This window comes from Chthonomonas sp. (genome assembly GCF_035294505.1).
Lineage (GTDB): Bacteria > Armatimonadota > Chthonomonadetes > Chthonomonadales > Chthonomonadaceae > Chthonomonas.
Window position 1 is genome coordinate 1 of sequence record NZ_DATGKU010000080.1, and the last position, 2,764, is coordinate 2,764.

The 2,764-nt window shown below is 53.9% G+C and carries 4 protein-coding genes; all 4 read left to right on the plus strand.

The features are described 5' to 3' along the window. The first annotated feature begins 430 nt into the window (after positions 1-430). A complete protein-coding gene (locus VKV18_RS04365; protein WP_324203006.1) occupies positions 431-877 on the plus strand; it encodes a GNAT family N-acetyltransferase in 447 nt (148 codons plus the stop codon). Continuing rightward, complete coding sequence (locus VKV18_RS04370; RefSeq protein ID WP_324203007.1) at positions 874-1,578, plus strand: type 1 glutamine amidotransferase; 705 nt, start codon at positions 874-876, stop codon at positions 1,576-1,578. Before VKV18_RS04365 ends, VKV18_RS04370 begins: the two co-directional genes overlap by 4 nt. Positions 1,579-1,587: 9 nt before the next feature. Further along, the gene (locus VKV18_RS04375; RefSeq protein ID WP_324203008.1) at positions 1,588-2,001 is read left to right on the plus strand and encodes a hypothetical protein; all 414 of its coding nucleotides are present in this window, start codon (positions 1,588-1,590) and stop codon (positions 1,999-2,001) included. Positions 2,002-2,155: 154 nt separating this feature from the next. Continuing rightward, a partial coding sequence (locus VKV18_RS04380; protein WP_016483687.1) for a 2,3-bisphosphoglycerate-dependent phosphoglycerate mutase occupies positions 2,156-2,764 on the plus strand: 609 nt, incomplete at its 3' end.

Consider the following 2,764-nt stretch of genomic DNA (forward strand, 5'->3'; position numbering starts at 1 on the left):
ATTTCGGCGTCTTGCATATCCGCAAAACGATGGTGACTGGCGGGGAGATGGCGCTGCTGTTCGCTTATCACGCTTGTCCCTCTATCCATTTAGTGTGGAATGAACCTGCCTAACAGGTTTAGGAAGCGTGGTCTGCAGATGTTTCAGCCCGCTAAAGGATAGACCTTTTGGCGAAAGCGCAAGCGAGCCGATACCGAAACCGGTCTGCAGACGTGGCGCTTACAACTTACATTATACAAGAGAATGGAACATAAAACAAGGGGTACGGCAGAATCCGTAAAAAATTTTCTTACATTTGCAGCGCGGAACGGCAGAGAAAGGCTTTTTTGTCGGATGGAGGCTCTTTTTGGTTTGTTTCCACACGCAGAAGCGGCCACCCTCGTGCGTAAAGAGAAAGGGAGGAGATGAGATGGACTATGAGGTGATACGTGTGGAGGAGGAGGCCTTGCTTCGGGAGGCCTTTGCCGTGCGCCTAGAGGTCTTTGTGAAGGAGCAAGGGGTACCGGAGGAGGAGGAACTAGACGCCTACGATTCTGAAGCCGTTCATTTCGTAGCAAAAGATACGGCGAGCAAAAAAGTTATTGGAACGGCGCGATTGATTCAAAAATCGCCAGAAATTGGAAAAATAGGGCGGGTCGCCGTGCTGCCCGATCATCGGGGGAAAGGTGTCGGAACAAAAATTATGCAAGCAATCGAAAGTTTTGCACGTGCCAGAAATTTTCGTTACCTTGAGCTTGATGCGCAATTGCAGGCTATTCCATTCTACGAACGCTTGGGCTATACTGCTATGGGCGATATTTTTCTGGATGCCGGCATCCCACATCGCAAAATGAAAAAATCGCTTCGTAGAACAGAAATGGAGACTACCACAACATGACCGACGTCCTCGTGCTTCAACACATCGAAATTGAAACTATCGGCATCATAGCACAGGCCTTGCAAGCTGTCGGCCTCTCTCCTCGTGTCGTGCATGCCTACGCCGAAGAACCCGTTCCCCATGACCTCCGCTCTGCCGCCGGCCTCATCATTATGGGGGGGCCTATGGGCGTCTATGACAGTGAACGCTACCCCTTCTTAGACGCCGAACAGCGCCTCATTGCCAAAGCTCTCGAAGCCAACAAACCGATCTTAGGCATTTGCCTTGGCAGCCAGCTACTCGCCGCCACGCTCGGCGCAGAGGTACGCAAAGGCGCCCAGAAAGAGATCGGATGGCATCGGCTCTTTCTCACCCCAGAATCCGCAACCGACCCGCTGTGGCAAGGCATCCCTCCTGCATTTATGGCCTTTCACTGGCACGGCGATATTTTCGATTTGCCACAGGGCGCCGTGCCACTCGCCTCCTCCGCCTTTACGCCCCATCAGGCCTTTCGTTATGGAGACAAAGCCTATGGCTTTCTGTTCCATATGGAGGTTAACGAGATGATGATCCAAAACATGGTTCGTACCTTCGCCGAGGAGGTTCGAGAGGTCGGTAGCGACAAGAATCAAATACTCGCGGAGACGGCACAGTACCTATCGCCTCTGCACGCGATAGGCCATCAGGTCTTTTCCCGTTGGGTCGCTCTTTTAAAATCGTGAGGTGATCCCATGAATCCAATCGCCCTACCACGCCGCCAGCCCTTCCCAATGCGCCGGCAGCTTACTCAGACGCTTGGCCTTCCGCAAGGAAACCTGTTACTCCTCCTCCTGCATAGCCCCACATGTGCGCATTGCCAAACGATAGAGGCGCAGCTACAAGAGCGCCGTTCCCTATGGGAGGCGTGGGGAACGCAAGTAGCCGTTCTTTATGAGGGAACTGCAGGAATCGTCTTCCCTAAAGCGGAGGCCGAGATCGCCCTCCTCTGCCTCGACTTTCGGGGGTGCTTTATGGATGGCTGGACTCTGGTGCACCCCGATCAAGTGGATTGGCATGAGATAGAAGAGACGGTACGTTGGGTGGCTATTCAGGAACCGGAGTGCGGCACCTGCTCCGTCGATCCGGGGTGGGAGGAGAAGGATTGATTCCACGCCCCGGCAAGGAAAGCGTGAGGAAGAGAGGGAGTTGCGGCGGTTTTCCCAACACAATCCCTCCGATTTTCGCCAGCTTGCATTCTGCCCTTTGTTGGGGTAGAGTCTCTTCTGAAAATGAACTTTTGTAAGCAAGAAGGGCTATTTTATGGCGAAGTTGATTCTTTTGCGACACGGGCAGTCCCTCTGGAATCTGGAGAACCGTTTTACCGGCTGGGTGGACGTTCCTCTAACCCCGCAAGGAGAACAAGAGGCCATTGAGGCCGGAGAGAAGATTAAGGCAGCAGGCATTCATATTGATAAAGCCTTCACTTCGGTGCTCGATCGCGCCAAACAGACCCTGCGCCTCTGCCTCCATGCGGCCGGGCAAACGAGCGTGCCCACGGAGGAGAGCGAGGCGCTGAACGAGCGCCACTATGGCGATCTGCAGGGGCTGAACAAGGCGGAAACGGCAGCGAAATTCGGTGAGGAACAGGTGAAACTCTGGCGCCGCAGCTATTCCGTACGCCCTCCAGGTGGGGAGAGCTTGGCGGATACCGCCGCTCGGGCTTTGCCCTATTTCTACGACAAAATTCTACCTGAAGTGAAAGCTGGCAAAAATGTGCTGGTTTCGGCGCACGGGAATAGTCTGCGTGCCATCGTGATGAAACTCGATAATCTAAGTGAAGAGCAGGTCATTGACCTCAATATTCCTAACGGCGTGCCCATCGTTTACGAGATCGACTCGGAGGGTCGCCCTATCAGCAAAACGGAGCTT